The following is a 1,607-nucleotide window of genomic DNA, read 5'->3' as shown; positions in this document are numbered from 1 at the left end:
GCGCTGGTTCCACAAGGGCGGCCTCGTCGCGGGCTGGGCCCTCGGGCTCGCGGCCGGGATGTGGATGCTGTACCTCATCCCGAACCCGGCCACCGGCAAGACCCACTTCGGCGGCTCGGCGTTCGCGCTGTCGAACCTCGGGTTCGACACCAAGATGACGGTCTACGCGGGCTTCCTGTCGCTGGCCGTCAACCTGGCGGTGGCGGCGCTCGGCACGCTGGCGTTCCGGGCGTTCAAGGTCGCCGACGGCCAGGACGCGACGGCCCGCGAGGACTACTTCGCGGACGAGGGCGACCCCAAGGTCAAGGAGCTGGACCTGTCCGCCCCGCACTGACCGGCCACGCCCGAGGCGTGACAGGGCCCGCTCCCGCACGGGGGCGGGCCCCGCGCGTGCCGGTGGACGGGCGGGTGAAAACCCGTTGCGATGGACCGTGTACGGCTCGCACGCTTGTCCGGTGGCGATTCTGGAGGCGGCCCACCTGGCCAAGCGGTTCGGACCTGTCACGGCCGTGCACGACCTGAGCCTCACGGTGGGCGAGGGCGAGGTCGCCGGGCTGCTCGGCCCCAACGGGGCGGGCAAGTCGACGACCCTGCACATGCTGCTCGGCCTCATCACGCCCGACGCCGGCACGATCACGATGTTCGGCATGGAGCTGGCACGGCACCGGATCGAGGTGCTGAGCCGGGTCAACTTCGCCGCCAGCTACGTCGATCTGCCCGGCCCGCTGCTGGTGCAGGAGGTCCTCGACGCGTTCGCCCGGCTCTACGCCGTCCGGCGGCCGGCGGCCCGGGTGACGGAGATGATCGAGCTGCTGGAGCTGGGCCCGCTGCGGCGGCGCAGGGTGATGGACCTGTCGTCCGGGCAGCGCACCCGCGTGCAGCTCGCCAAGGCCCTCGTCAACGCACCCCAGTTGCTGGTGCTCGACGAGCCCACGGCCAATCTCGACCCCGACGCGGGCGACCGGATCCGCGGCCTGCTGTCGCGCGTGGCCCGGGAGAGCGGCAGCGCGATGCTCATCACCTCGCACAACATGCGCGAGGTGGAGCGGATGTGCGACCGGATCCACTTCATGGCCGAGGGCCGCGTCGTGGCCGCGGGCAGCGCCGAGGAACTGGCCGGCCGCTACGGGGCCGAGGACCTGGAAGAGGTGTTCCTGAAGGTGGCGCGCGGATGACGACACTGACCCTGCCCCCGCTCAGCCTGGCCGCCCGGCGCAGCCGGATCCTCGGCGTGGTCCGCCGCGACTTCGCCGCGCTGCGGCGCAGCCCGATCCGCATGTTCGAGATCCTCTTCTGGCCGACGGTCGAGCTGCTGCTGTGGGGCTTCGTGACGGTGTTCCTGCAGTCGCAGAAGGTGCCGTTCGTGGTGGCGTTCCTGATCGGCGCGGTGCTGCTCTGGCAGGTGCTGCAGAAGGCGAGCAACGAGATCTCGATCGCCTTCCTGGAGGACATCTGGTCGCGCAACCTGCTCAACGTGCAGGTCAGCCCGCTGTCGAGCGTCGAGTACCTGGTCGGGCTGGTGCTGTTCTCGCTGGGCAAGGTGGCCTTCGCGGTCGCGGTGATGGCCGGGCTGGCGTACGCGCTCTACGGGTTCGGGGTGACGAGCC

The 1,607-nt window shown here is 71.1% G+C and carries 3 protein-coding genes; all 3 read left to right on the top strand.

Annotated features, from left to right (window positions below; translation table 11 throughout):
• Positions 1-334, top strand: a 334-nt coding sequence (locus DAT37_RS28730; protein ID WP_232840057.1) for a hypothetical protein, incomplete at its 5' end; no start/stop codon positions are given.
• 121 nt (positions 335-455) lie between these two features.
• Entirely contained in the window at positions 456-1,175 is a 720-nt protein-coding gene (locus tag DAT37_RS28725; protein WP_109528026.1) for an ABC transporter ATP-binding protein, read from the top strand.
• Positions 1,172-1,607 (top strand): hypothetical protein (locus DAT37_RS28720; RefSeq protein ID WP_198654486.1); only part of this gene is annotated, 436 nt, incomplete at its 3' end. The genes DAT37_RS28725 and DAT37_RS28720, both read left to right, overlap by 4 nt.

Source organism: Nocardia aurea (assembly GCF_003123685.1).
In the GTDB taxonomy this organism is placed as follows: domain Bacteria; phylum Actinomycetota; class Actinomycetes; order Mycobacteriales; family Mycobacteriaceae; genus Nocardia; species Nocardia aurea.
Note: the sequence above shows the minus strand (reverse complement) of the source record. Positions and strands in the feature narration are given on the sequence as shown.